At 71.6% G+C, this 15,991-nt stretch carries 14 protein-coding genes; 6 read left to right on the top strand and 8 right to left on the bottom strand.

Features of this window, described 5'->3' with window-relative positions; genetic code table 11:
- Positions 1-24 precede the first annotated feature (24 nt).
- The 3 genes from ACH4LD_RS11535 (at position 25) to ACH4LD_RS11525 (ending at position 2,150) form a co-directional block, all read left to right on the top strand.
- Positions 25-687, top strand: coding sequence for an RNA polymerase sigma factor (locus ACH4LD_RS11535; protein WP_398053999.1), 663 nt, complete (start codon positions 25-27; stop codon positions 685-687).
- On the top strand, positions 684-1,025 hold the full coding sequence (locus ACH4LD_RS11530) for a hypothetical protein (protein ID WP_398053998.1): 342 nt from the start codon (positions 684-686) through the stop codon (positions 1,023-1,025). The genes ACH4LD_RS11535 and ACH4LD_RS11530 overlap by 4 nt, the downstream gene beginning before the upstream one ends.
- Before the next feature lie 285 nt (positions 1,026-1,310).
- A complete protein-coding gene (locus tag ACH4LD_RS11525) occupies positions 1,311-2,150 on the top strand; it encodes an alpha/beta hydrolase (RefSeq protein ID WP_398106172.1) in 840 nt (279 codons plus the stop codon).
- Positions 2,151-2,159: 9 nt separating this feature from the next.
- Here the strand turns inward: ACH4LD_RS11525 and ACH4LD_RS11520 are convergent, their stop codons facing one another.
- Entirely contained in the window at positions 2,160-2,684 is a 525-nt protein-coding gene (locus tag ACH4LD_RS11520) for a hypothetical protein (RefSeq protein WP_398053996.1), read from the bottom strand.
- 334 nt (positions 2,685-3,018) lie between these two features.
- On the opposite strand from ACH4LD_RS11520, the gene ACH4LD_RS11515 reads away from it, so the two are divergent.
- The gene (locus ACH4LD_RS11515; RefSeq protein ID WP_398053995.1) at positions 3,019-4,239 is read left to right on the top strand and encodes an alkaline phosphatase; all 1,221 of its coding nucleotides are present in this window, start codon (positions 3,019-3,021) and stop codon (positions 4,237-4,239) included.
- Between the two features lie 39 nt (positions 4,240-4,278).
- Positions 4,279-5,355, top strand: a complete 1,077-nt coding sequence (locus ACH4LD_RS11510; protein WP_398053994.1) for a glycerophosphodiester phosphodiesterase family protein — start codon at positions 4,279-4,281, stop codon at positions 5,353-5,355.
- 136 nt (positions 5,356-5,491) lie between these two features.
- Here ACH4LD_RS11510 and ACH4LD_RS11505 read toward each other — a convergent pair whose 3' ends face one another.
- From ACH4LD_RS11505 to ACH4LD_RS11475, 7 genes are all read right to left on the bottom strand, one after another.
- On the bottom strand, positions 5,492-8,527 hold the full coding sequence (locus tag ACH4LD_RS11505; protein ID WP_398053993.1) for a hypothetical protein: 3,036 nt from the start codon (positions 8,525-8,527) through the stop codon (positions 5,492-5,494).
- Positions 8,524-10,338: a peroxidase family protein gene (locus tag ACH4LD_RS11500; protein WP_398053992.1), complete on the bottom strand. Its 1,815-nt coding sequence runs from the start codon at positions 10,336-10,338 to the stop codon at positions 8,524-8,526. Before ACH4LD_RS11500 ends, ACH4LD_RS11505 begins: the two co-directional genes overlap by 4 nt.
- 55 nt (positions 10,339-10,393) lie before the next feature.
- The gene (locus ACH4LD_RS11495) at positions 10,394-10,783 is read right to left on the bottom strand and encodes a hypothetical protein (protein ID WP_132785600.1); all 390 of its coding nucleotides are present in this window, start codon (positions 10,781-10,783) and stop codon (positions 10,394-10,396) included.
- Between the two features lie 107 nt (positions 10,784-10,890).
- Positions 10,891-12,054 carry a catalase family protein gene (locus ACH4LD_RS11490; protein ID WP_398053991.1) on the bottom strand — a complete coding sequence of 388 codons (1,164 nt, stop codon included), beginning with the start codon at positions 12,052-12,054 and terminating at the stop codon, positions 10,891-10,893.
- Complete coding sequence (locus ACH4LD_RS11485; RefSeq protein WP_398053990.1) at positions 12,051-13,481, bottom strand: Dyp-type peroxidase; 1,431 nt, start codon at positions 13,479-13,481, stop codon at positions 12,051-12,053. Before ACH4LD_RS11485 ends, ACH4LD_RS11490 begins: the two co-directional genes overlap by 4 nt.
- A 24-nt stretch (positions 13,482-13,505) precedes the next feature.
- A complete protein-coding gene (locus tag ACH4LD_RS11480) occupies positions 13,506-14,783 on the bottom strand; it encodes a hypothetical protein (RefSeq protein ID WP_398053989.1) in 1,278 nt (425 codons plus the stop codon).
- 468 nt (positions 14,784-15,251) lie between these two features.
- Positions 15,252-15,749: a hypothetical protein gene (locus ACH4LD_RS11475; RefSeq protein ID WP_398106171.1), complete on the bottom strand. Its 498-nt coding sequence runs from the start codon at positions 15,747-15,749 to the stop codon at positions 15,252-15,254.
- On the opposite strand from ACH4LD_RS11475, the gene ACH4LD_RS11470 reads away from it, so the two are divergent.
- The gene (locus ACH4LD_RS11470; RefSeq protein ID WP_398106170.1) at positions 15,750-15,950 is read left to right on the top strand and encodes a hypothetical protein; all 201 of its coding nucleotides are present in this window, start codon (positions 15,750-15,752) and stop codon (positions 15,948-15,950) included.
- Positions 15,951-15,991 lie beyond the last annotated feature (41 nt).

The raw sequence follows: 15,991 nt of genomic DNA, 5'->3' as shown, positions 1-15,991 counted from the left end.
CCCGCTCCCGGCTCCGGGAGATCCATGACGACAGCGACACCACCGGCGACGGCCGTGCCCTGGGAGCGGCCCACGTCCTGGCGGCGCCTGACAGCGGCGCTGCGGACCCGCGTCCTCGCCCGCACCCACGCCGGTACGACACCGGCCGCGCCCGGCACCGGACCCCGGGCCGGCGCCCGGACCACCGTGGAAGCCGGGCGGCCACCGGGCTTCGAGGAGCTGTACCACCACCGCCGGCTGTCCCTGGTGCGCCTGGCGGTGCTGCTGGTGGACGACCTGCCCACGGCCGAGGACGTCGTCCAGGACGCGTTCACCGCGCTGTTCCGGCGGCACGGCCACCGGCTCGCGCGGCTGGACGACCCGGAGGCGTATCTGCGGACCAGCGTCGTCAACGCGGCCCGCTCGGTGCTGCGCCGGCGCAGGACCGCACGGGCGCACACCCCCGTGCCGGAGGGGCACGCGCCCGCCCCCGAGGAGGACGTGCTGCTGCACGAGGACCACCGGGAGGTGCTGGCGGCGCTGGGCACGCTGACCCGGCGGCAGCGGGAGGTGCTGGTGCTGCGCTACTGGTCGCATCTGACCGAGGCCGAGATCGCGACGACGCTCGGTCTGTCGCGGGGTGCCGTCAAGTCCACGGCCAGCAGGGCGCTGGACGCCCTCGGCCGGCGTCTGGAAGGGCTGCGATGAACGAGTCCGGTACGGGGACCACGGCGACGCCGGTGGAGGAGCGGCTGCGGGCCGCGCTGGCCGCGCGGGCGCTCTCCGTCGGCCCGGCCGACCTGCGGCCCCTGCCCCCGCCGACCGGGCCGGTGCGGTCCCGGCGGGTGCTGGTGCGCCGGGCGGTGGCGGGCGTGCTGGTCCTGGCCGCCGTGGCCGCGCTGGTCTTCCTCTCGGTGCGCCGCGAACCGGCCCGCCCGGCCGAGCCCGCCCGCTCCCCGCACCCGCCGATCGGCACGCCGACCCCCGTCCCGAGTCCGGTGAGCCCGTCCACGGCCGAGCCTTCCCCGAGCGCCCGGCAACCGTGAGCCCGCCCGCGGTGACATGGCCGTGGTACTCAACGCGGTTGGCGGAGAAAGGCGTTGGGATGCCGTCACCGTGCGCGCCGGTCTTCCGGCAGATCCGGCCGTCACAGCCTGCCGCTCTGAGTGCGAGGCGGTGCGGCGCATGGCACATTGGGCGTGTGGGCCGTGCAGTGCCAGGCCCGTGGCCGCCGGTGCCCGGGGATCTCGGACGACACCGCTCAGCAGGTCGTCGCTCCCCCGTAGCCAGTGTCGCGGTCACCTCCCGGCTGAAGAACTGTGGGTATGGGTATGCACCGAACGCACTCGTTCCGTTACGCGGCTGCCACGGCCGGCATCTCGTTCGCCGTCTCCGTGCTCCTCCCGGCGCCCGCCTCCGCCGCGGGCCTGCCGGCGACCGCCTCCCCGGCCGCCGCCAAACCCACCATCGTGCTGGTTCACGGCGCCTGGGCCGACGCCTCCAGCTGGAACGGCGAGGTCAAGATCCTGCGTGGTGAGGGATATCAGGTACGCGCCATCGCCAATCCCCTGCAGAACCTGACCACCGACTCGCAGACGATCGCCGACTTCCTCAAGACGGTGCGGGGTCCGGTGGTGCTGGTCGGACACTCCTACGGGGGCAGTGTCATCACCAACGCCGCCGCGGAGACCAAGCACGTCAAGGCGTTGGTGTACGTGGACGCCGCCGCGCCCGCCGTCGGTGAGACCAACGGATCCCTGAGCGGTTCCACGTCGGCGCTGAACGCGCCGCCCAGCACGCTGTTCGACACTGCGGCATACCCTCAGGCGCCGTCCGGGGCGAAGAACCTGTATCTGAAGAAGAACATATTCGTGAGGGACTTCGCCAGTGACCTGCCCACCAACCAGGCCGAGAACCTGTGGGCAACACAGCGAGCCGCCTCGACGGCCGCGTTCGACACGCCGTCGAAGCACGCAGCCTGGAAGACGATCCCGTCCTGGTACTTCATCAGTACGGGCGACCGGATCATCACCCCGCAGTCGGAACAGCGCATGGCTCGTCGCGCCCACGCGAAGACGACCGTGTTCAGGGGCGGTTCACACCTCACCCTCATCTCACACCCGGACGCGGTGGCCAAGGTCATCAGCACAGCGGCCCGCTCCGTGGGCTGACCCGTCACTTCACGCGATCTGATCCGGGACCGGGAACTGCGAAGCACAGTCCGGGCATGTCGCGCGGCCGAACAGACAGGTCACACGACCCGCGACCGCCGACTGCCCCGCCGCGTCCCGCTCCCACCGACGAGTGCCCGGCCGCTCGTGCGCAAGGTCGGCCTCCAGGCTCAGTGGGCAGGAGGGGCACACCAGCGGATGCTTGCTGCGGCGCAGACTGTGCCTCCACACCGGTACCCCCTCGAAAGCCAGCAGGTGCTCCAGCCAGTAGAGGAAGTCGTCCTCGTCACCTTGGAAGGGCCGCACCATCACGTGGTTCCGGGTCAGCCGATGCAGCTCGTTGATCGCAGCCGGGTAGCGTGCCTGGACGTAACCGGGCTCATGGAGTTGCTGTTCCTCGACGACGATGCGGCCGGCCGGCGCGAGGGCCTCCCAGCTACTGCCCTGTTGGCGACCGGTGGCGATCTCTGTCAGAACGGGCAGGGCGGCGAAACGGGCCTCGACACCGTCCCCTGGTGGTAGAGAGAAGCCCACAGGTTCTCCCAGGCCGCTTCGGCCAGCTCGGGGGCACCGACCTCCTCGAAGAGCCGTGGTCGGTCGGACGCGGATCCGTAGGCGTGCTTCACATGGGACCAGTCCAGGGTCACGCGCGCCATTGTCGCCACACGGGCGTCAGCACAGCGAAGGGGGACGGACGCGGAGTGTTGGCGCAGACGTCACTTGTGGTTCGGCTGTGATCGATCGCCACCCCATTTAATCGCAAAGGAAGAACTTTGCGATGCCCATGGGAGAGTTTGTGAACAGAAACGTGCGTGGTCTGCGTTGGGGAGCGCCTGTCGCGGCGGCGTCCGCGGCCGTGGTGGCGACCATGGTGCTCAACCCGACGCCGGGCGCCTCCGCCAGTGCTCCGCAGAGCACGGCGAAGGCCAAGGCCCCCACCGCGAAGAACGTCATCTTCATCAACGGCGACGGCATGGGTGCCGCCGCACGTGAGGCGGCACGACTGCATCTCGCGGGCCTGCAGGGCCAGCTGACGATGGATCGCCTGCCCGTGTCCGGTCAGCTGACGACCACCCCGGACGACCCCAAGGCCGTGGTCACGGACTCCGCGGCGGCCGCCACCGCGTGGGCCACGGGCGAGAAGACGTACAACGGCGCGATCAGCGTCGACACCGACGGCAACCCGCTCCCCACGCTCGGGGCGCAGGCCAAGGCGGCGGGCAAGTCCACCGGCCTGGTGACGACCGCACAGGTCACCGACGCCTCGCCCGCGGCCTTCTTCGCCAACACCGCCGACCGCGGCAAGCAGGACGAGATCGCCCGCCAGTACCTCGACGTCAGCAAGCCGGACGTGATCCTGGGCGGTGGCGAGGACTGGTGGCTGCCGGCCGGCACCCCCGGTGCCTTCCCCGACAAGCCCGCCGAGGACACCAGCGAGGGCAGCCGCGGCACGAAGGGCAACCTGATCGCCAAGGCCCAGCGCTCCGGCTACCGGTACGTCACCAGCGCGAAGGACCTGAACAAGGCCCCCGCGGGCAAGTTGCTCGGCCTCTTCGGCAACGAGGAGATGTTCCAGCAGCGCCCCGAGGGCCAGGGCGACGTGTACGCCCCGGTCGTCGACCTCGCCACGATGACCAGCAAGGCGCTGAAGACGCTGGACAAGAACAAGAAGGGCTTCTTCCTCATGGTCGAGGAGGAAGGCGTCGACGAGTTCGCGCACAGCAACAACGGCACGCGGGTCCTGCAGTCGATGCAGCAGCTGGAGAAGGCCGTCGCCGTCGCCCGCGCCTACCAGGCGACCCACCCGGACACCCTCCTCGTCATCACCGGCGACCACGAGACCGGCGGCCTGGCGGTCGAGGAGAACGACACCGCGGACGAGTCCGGCAGTGGTGTCTCCGTCGAGGACGGCCCGTTCACGATCCACGGCAGTGACCGGACGTTCACGATCGACTGGACGACTTCCGGCCACACCAGTGTCGACGTTCCCGTCACGGCCGCCGGCCCGCTCGCGAGCCGGTTCACCGGCAAGCACGCCAACACCTACGTTCACGACGTCCTGTCCCAGGTCCTGGCCCCCCGCCACTGACCGGCTGACCGGCCAATCCCACGTAATACGAGGCTTGAAGTGTCCCTCCGGCATGCTTTCGCAGCACTGGCCGCCGTGCCCGTGCTCGCCCTTCCGGCGACCGCCGCCCAGGCGGCCCCCGCCGACCCCCAGCCCACGGTGCTCCCCCAGAAGACCCACTTCGACCTGCAGGCCCACCGCGGTGGCATCGGCATGACCACCGAAGAGTCCCTGGAAGGCTTCGGCAAGGCCATGCGCCTCGGTGTGACCACCCTGGAGCTGGACACCCACGTCACCAAGGACCAGAAGGTCGTCGTCAACCACGACCGCCAGATCAGCGCCCAGAAGTGCAAGGACACCGCGCCGGTCACCCCGGGCGACCCGATGTACCCGTACGTCGGCAAGTACATCAAGGACCTGACGCTGGCGCAGATCAAGACGATGGACTGCGGCTACCAGCAGCTCCCCGGCTTCCCCGAGCAGGAACAGATCAAGGGCCACCGCATGGTGGAGCTCAAGGACGTCCTGAACCTGGTCAAGAGCTACAACGCCCGGCAGGTCAAGCTCAACATCGAGACCAAGGTCGAGGCCGGCGCCCCCGAACAGACCGCGCCGCGCGAGCTGTTCGTGCGTCGTGTGTACGAGGAGATCCACGCCTCCGGCATCGAGGACCAGGTCACCATCCAGTCGTTCGACTGGGGCGCCCTGAAGGAGATGCACAAGCTCGCCCCGAAGTACCCCCTGGTGGCGCTGACCAACTACGACTTCCTTCAGGTCGGCAGGCCCGGCGCCTCCCCGTGGCTCGGCGGCATCGACGCCGACGACTACGACGGCGACTTCGTCAAGGCGGCAGCCGCCGTCCCCGGCGTGACCGCGCTCTCACCGGTCTACGGCTTCCCGCAGGACGGCGTGGTCTCGGACCCGCACTTCAAGTTCTACGTCGACGACAAGATGGTCTCCGAAGCCCACAAGCGCGGCCTGAAGGTCGTCCCGTGGACCTGTGACGACCCCGCCACCGTCGAGGCGCTCATGGACATGGGCATCGACGGCATCATCACCAACTACCCGAACCGCGTCCGGGACATCATGGCCGAGCGCGGCATGCGGCTGCCGAAGGCGTACGAGCCGAAGGGCTGACGCCCGCGGCCCACTCCGCATCCCCGCCCCCCGGAGCAGCTTCTTCCAGCTCCGGGGGGTGTTGCCGCGAGGGTGATCGCTGCGATCAGGACGCCGGCCACCAGGCTTCGCGGGAGATCGCGGAACCGCTCTGCTCTCAGAGCACCCTTCCGCCCGCCCTGCCCTCGTGTACCGGTCGCTGCTGTGCGGCGGGCGGAGTTCCGTCACCCCGGTATCCGGTCCGGGGCGCGCAACTCTCCGCCGGGAGCAGTCTCGCCACCCGCTCGCCGATCCAGTGGCCGAGTGCCTGGTAGGCGTCGAAGCGCCGGCTGTCGAACCACTGGTCGCTGGTCCCGTCGTGGGGAAATGCCGGGTTGGCCTGGGCGTACGCGAGGAGCGCGTAGGGCATGTCGGGGGTCAGCGTGGCCCGGGCGACGATCAGCCGTCCCCGCGTCCCCAGCCTTCGACCGTGGTCGTCCACCAGTGGCCGCGGGTAGACGATCTCACCCACGACCACCGAGTCGGCCGAGAGCCGGAGGTCGAGGGCGGCCAGTGGGTTCGGCGGGGGCGGCTGGGCGGGCGGGGGCGGCTGGCCCGGCTGCCCCGGCCGGGTCGGCTGGGTCGGCTGGGTCGGCTGGGTCGGCTGTGCTGTGAGGGGGGCCGCGCTGCCGGGGACGAGCTTCTGCCAGTCCTCGCGCGCGATCCTGATCTCGATCCCGAGCTCCTCCCGGGCCAGGGCGATGGCCTCGCCCAGAGCGGGGGCGAAGGCCCCGGAGCCCCCGCTGGCGTCCACGCACACGGCGGTGGCGACACCGTGCCGGAGCAGTTCGACCAGGCCGAGGTTCTCGTAGTGCCCGCCGTCCGTGACCAGCAGCATCCGGTCGTCCAACGGGTAGCGGCCGGACACTTCCCGCAGCAGGTACGGCAGGCGGCGGATGCCGGGCATCGGAGGCAGCGCCCAGTCGGCGCGCTCGTGCCAAAGAGGTCCGAGCACACCGGGGTTGGGGAGCCAGGTGCCGAGCCGGGCGTTGGAGAGCGCGAACAGCGTCTGGAAGGCCCGTGCCTGGCGTCCCATGGCCGAGGCGAAGGCCGCACCGGAGACGGCGACGGCTGACTCGACGGTGAGGTCCTTGCGGATGACCGGCCTGGTGCGCTCCCACAGGACGTCCGTCCGGGCGTACCCGACGTCCGGACCGCCGACGTAGTCGTGGGACAGGGTGAACGACACCGCGTGCCGCCCCGGCGGTGTGCGGTCGTCGCCGGACAGGTTGGCCGCCGCCGCGAAGACGAGCTGGGGGAAGCCGGGGTGCCGCCTGGCGTAACAGCAGAGCGGCGTCGGCTCGTCGAAGTCGTAGGGCACCGCCAGCTGTTCACCGTCCGGCTCGGTCTGGCGGCGGACGGCGAACGCGGAGGCCAGCCGGGCGCGGTAGAAGGGGTGGAGACTCGTCCACGTCTGGTCGAGGCTCAGCGCGACCGCGCAGAGGACGACCGGAAGGCCGATCTGGACGGCCACGGGCCAGGTCCGCCCGACGTGGATCGCCCCGCCCAGAACGAGCAGGGAGGCGACCGCCACGACGACGAGAACCACCCACACCAGCAGGTACTTGCCGACGACGGGCATGGCCCGCACCAGCCGCGTGCGCTTGGCGGACTCGACGGCGCGCTCGGTGGACTCGATGCGCCGCCACGTGGTGCCGGCCAGCACGGTCACATAGGTGAGCAGCGCCACGACTCCGCCGCTCAACGCGGTCGCCGGGGCGTGAAGCGTCCACAGGCGTGCCGTCACCCACTCCAGGGCGGGGAGGACGACCACCACGACGGCCAGCAGCAGGCCCGCCACCACGAACGTGAGGAAGGTCTTCTTCAGCACGCCCGACAGGAACCGCCTGGCGAGGCACAGGGACACCAGCCAGAGGAACCAGAAGACGGCCGCGCAGCACAGCAGGGCGAGAACGGCCCACAGCGCGGGTCCCCGGAAGCCCGGGAGCCGGGTCGGGTCCGCGAGCGGAACGAGGTGGTAGCCCCAGCTCAGGGCGAGCCCCAGGACCAGCACGGTCGCGGTGAGCAGCCCCAGCGAGGCCAGCAGGCCCCGCAGAACGGCCCCGATGGCGGCCAGCCACTGGCCGGTGCCTTCCGCGACGTACTTGGAGTGCCGGCGGGTGTGGTCCTCTTCCGGTGTGCCGGGCATGAAGACGTCGCGGGTACGGACCCTGGTGCGGTCCTCCCCAGGGCGGCCGCCCGTCCCGGCCAGCGCCAGTTGCAGGGCTCCCGTGGTGTAGCCGCCCCCGGAGACCGACACCAGGTAGCGCGCCCGGCGCAGTTGGGGGCGCAGGGCCTGGAGCGCGCCCAGGGCGACGCAGGCCGATCGGATGCCGCCGCCCGAGACGCAGAAGCCGAGCCCGCCCTGTTCCCGGCCGGGTGGCACCCGGCTGCCGTTCTCCCAGCGCGCCTCCCTGGAGCGGGGCGGGTCACCGCGTGTCGTACCGGGCCAGCGCGTCCGGCCCCACGCCATGACGGGCCAGGGCGCGACGACGTCGGGTCCCTCGGGCCGGGGGTCGGTCGCGCCGCCCCTGTGCCCGTTCTCGCACGCGCATGTCTCGTGGCGTGCGCGCTCCCTTTCGTACCGGCGCCGGGCCCAGCCGTGGAACGCGGCCCGCTTGAGGACGATCCCGACCAGCACCGCGGCGACCGGTACGGTGAGGACGAGCAGCAGCCACTTGACCGTCGCGAAGCCCGCCGCCCACGCGAACGCCCAGTCCGCGCCGCTCAGGCCATGGAGAAGCAGCAGCTTCTCGGTCACGGCGCACACGCACGCCGCGACGGCCGCGCCGATCCCGTACGCGACCAGGATGCGGTGCCTCATGCGCACCGCTATGGTGCGGTCGCTCAGCCAGAACGCGAGCACCGTGCTGACGGTGTACGTGCCTATGAGGACGAAGTCGGCCGTCAGTGCCGTACGGTAGTCGGCCGTCCGGTCGCCGACGAGGGTGTGCGCCGCGCGCGCGCCGCCGGCCAGTTGCAGCCCCACGTCGTCGACGGCGGGGGCACGGTCGCGGATCCAGAGCCCCGCGCCGAAGACGGCGAGGGCCACGACGGCCAGGACGCAGCCGAGCAGGCGGGACAGCGTGGCGGGGCGTGCGTCCGCCGGCGGGGCCGGCAGGCCGCGCGTTCCGTCATCCGCGTCGTGTCTCACTGCGGGCCCCCCGCCGCCGCCCAGGGGGCGAAGGCGTTGTCCACCGACCGCAGGGCCGCCCGCAGCCCCGGGAAGTGCCGTAGCAACACGCTGGTCATGGTGTTGTCCTCGATCCAGTCGAGGCCGGTCGGGGTGTACACCCGAGGTGTGTAGTCCCTGGTGAGGAACCGGTCGCTGTTGAGGCGGCGGGAGGCCATCAGGACGAAGACACGGAAGGCCGTGTCGCTGAACGCGAAGCCCTCGGGGCGGGGTTCGGCGAACAGGCCCACCGAGAGGTCGACACGCTCGATGTCGCCGTCGTAGACCCGGCGCAGTTCCTCGGCCCAGACGGGGTTGTCCGTGAGGGTGGCGAAGTCCTCGGCGGGGCGGAGGTGGAGCTGGCGCCGGAACTCGTTGTAGCGGGGCACACCCACCTCGCGCGAGCGCAGGATGTCGACGGCCCCGAGGTCCATGAGCTTGCCGTCGGGCCGTTGGAACTCCTGGAGGAACCTGGGGTAGTTGTGCAGGGTGACCAGGCCCGGGTGGGAGGTGCCGAAGGAGTAGAGCAGGTCGCTCAGGGTGTGCTTGCCGAGGATGTCGTAGGCGTGCCACCCCGTCAGTTCCCGGAAGGTGGCCTCCTGGAGGAGCGAGTCGTCGGCGGCCGACCGGAAGCTCCAGTCGTCCGGGATGAGGGGGTGCATACGGTAGACGGCGACGAACTCCTCCGTGAGCGAGTACGGGACGCCGAAGTGGTCCGTGCGTCCGCCCACGATGCCGCTGAGCACCTCGCTGTCGCTGAGGCGGCCGAGCAGCCTGTGCAGGCGTTCGCCCAGCAGGCCGTACCAGTTGGTGCGCAGGGCGGTGACGGTCGTCGGGTGGCTGATGACGGCGGGCGTCCATTCCACGGTGTGGATCTTGGCGATGAGCGCCGCGTTGACCAGCCGTGCCCGTTGGAAGAGCTCCTCGTCTGACCACGTCGGGTAGGCGTCGTGCAACGCCTCGCAGATCGCGTTGTGTTCGAGCAGGAAGACCAGGTGCATCATGGCCAGTCCCACCCAGAAGCCGGGAATCGCCGCGGGGTCCTTGTCCGGGTCGTCCGGGAACAGCGGGCCGTTGGGGACCCGGAGCCTGCCGCCTTCGCCGGTGCGCAGCGAACGCTGCTCGTCCAGGTTGTTCCCGTACAGTTGGGAGGCGTCCCACCAGGGCGAGTTCTCGTTGAGGAAGGTCGGCGGCAGACCGTCGTGCCCGTCGGGGCGGGTGGGGTCCGGGATGGTCCGCGGGATGAGCATCGGTGGTGCGGGCCACGGGTCGTCGTCGGACAGATCGATGTGCCAGGGGCGGTCCATGGTGCCCTGCCCGTGACTGACCCAGTCCCTGACCATGAACTGGAGCCAGGCGGCGACCAGGGCGTTGACGGACTCTGCCGGAACGAACGCGTCCCGGGTCAGCAGGGCCCGGCTCACCTCGCGGGGGCTCGGGGAGAGCAGCCGTGGCTCGGGTTCGGGGAAGGCCCGGTCCGGCGGCACGTTGCGGCCGAAGCGTGAACGGGCCATGCCCATGCGGGGGTCGGCCAGGTCGTTGTAGGTCCCGTCGGCCGTGCGCTCCGTGAAGCTCTGCACGTTCGGGGCGCCGATCTCCGGGAGGTCGCACGACGGGTAGGAGCCGGTGTCGAAGAGGTTCTTGCGGCGCAGGTTGTCCCGCAGGCCGACGAGGGTCAGCAGACCGAGGGGCTTGGGCAGGCGGTACCAGCCGACCTTCCGGTCGACGGCGACCGCCAGCCGGTCGTGCAGCTGCACGAACCACGGGGCCCGGCCTTGTGGTGCTGTGCTCATGAGGGGATTCCTTCCGGCGTCCCATCCCGGGAGGCCCGGCGCGGCGGCTGCGGCGTCAGCGGACGTCCGGCAGCCGACACGGCCACCCCCGGGCGACGAGTGTCAGGGCGACGTTGACCGTCGAGATCGCCGTGGCCGCGGCGGCCATGCGGCGCGGAAGCAGGCCCTCGCGGCCGGCGCAGGCGGCGGCGAGGGCGTCGCTCGCGTGGATGAGCGTGCCGGTGCGCAGCTCCCGGTCGCGTGCGTCCGCGTCCGCAGGGCAGAGCAGTTGGGCGCCGATGACCACGGTGCGCACTCCGAACATACGGAGCACGTAGACCAGGGCGGGCTGTCCGGGGTCCGCGCCCAGACGGCGGGCCATCACTCGCGGGGTCAGCAGCGCCGCTGCGCCGTTGACCAGTCGGATGACGGCCAGAGAACGGCGCGCGGCTGTCCGCACGTCCATCTCAGCGTCCCTTCCAGGCGTGCAACCGCAGGATGTTCACGCCCTCTTTCCTACGATATGGGAGGTGGTCGCGATGCGCGCGTCGGGGCCGGGCGGGCCGCCGACCGTCATTCCTCCTCTCCCGGCTCCTGGTGCGGCGTGCCGTTCATGGCCTGTCTGAGCCGCGCGAGCCGCAGATAGATCGTGCGGCGGGCACGGTTCTGGTTGCCCAGCGGCCGGTGTTCGGGCAGGGCGTGCCAAGGGTTGAAGGACAGCCGGTCGGCACGGGCGAACTGGTCCGCCGGATCGCACTCCTGCCGGAGCAGGCGCAGGGTGGCCACCGGCACGAACGGCGAGAGGTGTTCGGGCCACACCACGGACGCGTTCTCGACCGGCATCCGGTGGGCGTCCGTCTGCACCTGGACGAGGAAGTCGAAGCAGACGTCGCGGTCCCGCAGTGCGGCGGCCAGGGCCTGCCGCAGGTAGTCGTCGGGCGGGTGCGGGGGCACCCGGCCGCGGGTCGCCTCGCGGGGCACGAGGGAGTACTGCATGGCCTGGCCCGCCCCGAGGAGGTAGGGCGCGCAACTCCAGTAGCGGGCCTCCAGCGGGCTGGCCCGGGTCTTCGCGTACAGCCCCTGCATGATCATGTCGCAGAGGTGCGGGTGGGCGGGGTCGAGGAAGTACAGGACCGGGGTCCCCGCGAAGACGTGCCGTTGGAGCCTGAGGTTCTCCACGACGTCGGGCGTGGTGAAGGTCGGCGCGCTGATGCCGGTGAAGTCCTGGGTCCACCGCTCGTCGTCGAGCAGCTTCTCACCGCCGACGCCGAGGAGTTTGACGCCGATGCTGAGGACGCCGTTGTCCTTGATGTCGGGCGGCGCGAGGGGGCCGGGTCCCGCGAAGCGGACCCAGGCGCGGTAGGTGGCGGGGGTTCGGAACACGCCGTGCCGCAGCCGTGCGGGCAGGTCGTCGCGGACGGTGAAGTCCGCGTGGACGACCCCGTAGGTCTTGGTGTTGCCGGCCCGTTGGGCCTCCCCCGGCCGGTACTGGCGCCGGACGAAGCGGGCCATCTGCTCCGCGATGGCCTCGGCGACCGCCGCCTCGCCCGGCACGGCCCGCTCTTCGGCGAGGCCCAGGTGCTCGTCCCGGCGGCGTACGTTGACGCACCACTGCACGGCGGCCTGGAGGGGACGCAGCAGGGTCCGGTCGAACAGCGGGCGCACGTAGGGGTCGATGCGCCGCTCCAGCAGGACGCCTGCCAGGATCGCGTCGTTGAGTCGCCGCCCGGCGTTCACTGCCGCCCGCCCTCGGGTACGGCCGTGCAGAGGTAGTGCAGTGCCTTCAGGCCCGGCAGGAAGAAGTAGGCGCCGCCCCGCACGGTGACGAACTGCGGAAGGCCGAGGTGGCGGGTGCGGAAGGGCCTGCCCTGCTCGGTGAAGGTGGTACGGCGTTCCTGGCGCGGCGCGACGAGGGGGTCGGGCCCGTCGTGGAGTCCGTTGAAGTTCGGGTTGTCGAGCCAGGTGTGCTGGATGAACTCGAACTGGCGGGAGATGTTGGCGTTCAGTGCGAGGAAGTGCAGTCCCTGTGCGTCCGGGCCGTCCTGCGTGCCGTCGGGACCGTAGGGCCGGCCGCGGCGGAGCAGCCGGTGGCGGCGTCCGACGGCGACCGAGTCGGCGGTGCCGGGGCGGGGGTCGAGGGAGTCGCGGGGGTTGGCCCGGCGGATGTGGGCGCCGAGCGGGCAGCGCAGACCGGCCGGATCCGTGGCGTGGTAGCCGAAGCCGTTGTCCGTCGCCAGGACGGGGTCGTCGTGTTCGGGCGCCCGGACCAGGGGGGCGCCGCCGGGCCAGCGTCCCACCATGTGCGCGGCGAGCGCGTCCTGTGCGGCGGGGTCGCTGCTGCCGTCGGGGCGGCGGGTCTCCGCGTCGAGGTAGTCCCGGAAGGCCTCGACGTCCTGGCGGAGCTGCCGGAGGACCAGGTAGCTGCCGTTGCGTCCGAAGTCCGCGCCGCCCTCGGGGGCGCGGGGCAGCACGCCGAGCGGGTCGTCGCGGGGCGGCAGCAGCGGGCGGTCCGTCAGCAGCCCGTACTCGTTGGGGTAGCCGAGGACGAACTCGCCTGCCCTGACGACCTGTTCACCGACCGTGCCCCCGTCGCCGGCCGCCGGCGCGGCCTTGCGCAGTCCCTCGACGAGGGGCTGGGAGATGCCGTCGCGGAAGCCGAAGGGCTCACGGTCGGTCAGCTCGGCGGTGGCGAGCCGTACGGTCTCGGTGAAGGCGCCGGGGACCAGCACCGCTCGGCGTGTCTCGGCCTCCAGTTGCCGCAGCCGCAGCCCGTCGCGCGCGTAGAGCATGACCAGGACGTGCACCGGCGGGCCGGCCGGGCCGCCCCACCGCCAGTGCCGGGGGGCGTTCTCCCCGACGTCCCCGAGGAAGCGGCTGCGATCGGGGTCGGTCATGCCTACGACGAACTCGTACGGGAATCCGTCCAGTTCGGGTGTCTCCAGTCCCAGGTGCCGCAGGCCGTCCGAGGTGAGGGCCACGTTGACGGCGGTGTCCGCGGGCTCGGAGAGGCCGTTCGTCACGCGGGGCGCCAGTCGCCCCAGCGCGGCACGGGCGGTGGCCGCCGGGCCGGCCGTGGCGAGCAGCAGGAAGCAGGCCGACGTCAGGGTGCGGTAGCCGCGGGTGACCAGGCCCTGGATGTCGTCGAGTTCCAGCGGCGTCGTCATGGTGTCACCCTTCCTTCCGGCCCTTCAGAACAGGGCGAGCCAGGCCTCCGTCTCGGCGGGGCCGAGGTGCCCGAAGAGGCCTGCCCGGATACGGGCGTTGATGTCGAGGTCGTGCGCGGTCGAGGTGTCGTACGCGGAGTACCAGACCTGCGTCGGCACCTGGTGGCACCGCAGGTAGTTCTTGAAGGCCTGCTCGTCCCTGGCCCCGTCCAGCACGAGCCAGCGCACCCGCGGAAAGCCCAGGCCGTTGCTGAAGACGGCGTTGAGCCCCCAGGCGACCTTGTCGATGAAGTCGTCCATGTAGCTCTCCAGGCTGCCGTCGTAGTTGCTGGCGAAGATCACCCGCCGTTTCCCGTCGATGAACAGCCAGCGCGCGAAGTGGATCGTCTTGACCCCGGCGAGGTTCCCGCGGTCGAAGACGTGGCGGACTCCGTAGTCCACGACGAACAGGACGGTGGTGAGCGTGATCCGCCGGAACGGGCCGGCCTTGACGGAGCCGACGGCGGTGAACGGGTTCTGCGCCCCGAAGTCCTCGCGGCCCGCGAGTTCGCGTATGCGGTCGTGGCTCGGACGGGCGTGGTCGGGGACGTCGCGGCGTTCGTGCAGCCGGAGCAGTACGACCCAGGCCGGCAGCGCGGTCACGAGAAGCGGCAGCAGCCCTACGGCGGCCAGCGGGACCCCGACCAGGTGGGCGGCCCGGCGGATCCGCAGGCCGAGCGGGGGTGGCGCGGGGCCGGTGCGGGCCCAGGCGAGGTCCTCGCGGCCGCCGACGTATTCCTGGACGGCGGCCCTGATCTCCACCGGGCTCCTGCCGGCCAGGGCCGGTCCGTTCCGGTCGAGGAACTCCTCGATCACCTCGCGCAGCAGGGCCTCCTGCTCGATCTGCTGCCGCCCCCTGCCGACGGTGTTGACGTAGAAGGCGGCGCAGGGCACCACATGGGCACGCAGCCAGTCGCTGCGCGCGGTGTCCGGGGAGCCGCCCGCCGGATATCCGGCGCAGTACCCGAACACCCGGTCCAGGCCGTCTCTCGCCTCGCGGACGAGTTCGGCGAGGTGCGCCTCGACGGACCCGTCCACCTCGCTCATGTACACGACGCTGGGCGGCATGTCCGCCGCGACGCCGCCGGGTCCCTCGGGAACGAGGACCACCCGTGCGAAGTGGATGCCCGGTATCTCGGCGAAGGGGAACAACTCACCACCGGCCGTGCTCTTCCGGCCGGCCTCGCGCAGCAGCTCCCGCACCTCGGCGACCCGGTCCGGCGGCAGGGCGGCCTGGACGGTGACCGCCGTCTGGTACGGCATCTTCGAACACCTCCGCCTCCGCTCAGGACCTCGGGTCCACGCGTCCCGGAACGTCCGGCTGGAATTCCGGACATCACTGACGGCGGGACGACATCGCACAGTCCACGGCGGTCGGGGCCGAAGACGTCGCCCTCCCCCACGAGACGGCGCGCCGGCACGGCCTACACGGCGTCCGTCCGCGGGCCGAGTCCCGGGAACACCGTCCCCAGGCTCCGTATGCCGTCGCTCCCTCCATCCTATTTCCGCCCACCCGTCCCCGGCATCCTGGCAGCCCCGCGATGCGACAGCCGCCGGGGCACGCGCACGATGCGTATGCGGGTGAGCAGCGCAAAGTTGGCTGAATCGTGAACTATGCCATCGGAGTTCGAGGGACGGCTTCCCTGACATGTCACCAGCCGCGCAAACACGGGGAATCCGTTCGGCGTGGACGACGCCGGGGACGAGCCGGTCACCCGGCCGGTCCGCCGGTCATCCGCGCAGTTCGACCGGGGTGTAGCGCAGTTGGAAGGTGAGGGTGTGATCGCCGTCCAGCCAGTACACCGTCATGGTCGACAGCACATGGCGCTTGGTCCAGCGGGCGCGGTCGTTGACGGTCTCCTCCTGCGCCCGGATCCACGTTTCGACCTGCTCGGGCAGGCTGAACGTCATGGCGTACGCGCCGGGGTCCTCGGCGGGGCGGATCTGCCACACCGGACGGGACGCGGTCCCCGGGAGCCTGCGTAGGTGCACGGTGTGGGTGGGCTGCCGACGGGCGTGGTCGACGAAGGCGTGGAGGTTCTCGGAGGCCAGGCCGAGGACGAAGGGAGCCGAGGGAAAGGCGAGCACCAGCCCCGGCGTCCGCCGGCTCGTCAGGCGCGCGGCGATCTCGTAAAGCGGCTGGGCGACGTCAGGCGGCGGGGCGGACGTCTCCTCGCCGTGGAGGAAGTAGCCGTTGTCGCCGACGAGTTCGAGGTGCCGCCGGCGCAAGTGGCTCCGCACCCCGTGCACCCGTGGCCGGGTCGCCGGGGGAAGCGCGTCGAGCGCCTGGTGGACGCGCTGGGACTGCGTCGCCGCCAGGTCCGCAGCTCCGCGAAGTCGGACATGGACAGGTCGACCAGCGAGATCCGGTGGGCGAGTGCGTACTCCTGGACGTCCCGGCTGAGACCGGCGGTGGAGAAGACGGCGTAGCTGTAGTGGTAGCGCGGCCGGGGCCGGCTCGGGTCGGTGCC

Origin of the sequence: Streptomyces sp. NPDC017676, assembly GCF_044329325.1 — a bacterium.
Taxonomy (GTDB): domain Bacteria; phylum Actinomycetota; class Actinomycetes; order Streptomycetales; family Streptomycetaceae; genus Streptomyces.
This window is presented reverse-complemented; position numbering and strand designations above follow the sequence as displayed.